Raw genomic sequence first — 211 nt, 5'->3', positions numbered from 1 at the left:
CGGGGCTAGTCACTGCGCCAAATGTTTGATCTGCTGACCATGCCCCATATGTCTTCTCACCAGTGACTGCATCTGTGGACACTGTCCGTGTAAACTCAACTGGCGTTGCCACATAGTCATCGGCTGCCTTGCTACCATCTTTATAGATATAATGGATGGTTTCATTCACAGTCTTCGTTTCGGTAGTGACTGTCGGTGCATTCTTAGTATA

1 protein-coding gene is annotated in these 211 nt (G+C 47.4%); it reads right to left on the bottom strand.

The genetic code is table 11. The annotated features are described in order from the left end of the window. The coding region (locus tag KH893_RS12985; protein ID WP_427860490.1) for a mucin-binding protein at positions 1-211 on the bottom strand (211 nt) is incomplete at both ends.

Source organism: Liquorilactobacillus sicerae (assembly GCF_029916425.1).
Taxonomy (GTDB): domain Bacteria; phylum Bacillota; class Bacilli; order Lactobacillales; family Lactobacillaceae; genus Liquorilactobacillus; species Liquorilactobacillus sicerae.
This window is presented reverse-complemented; position numbering and strand designations above follow the sequence as displayed.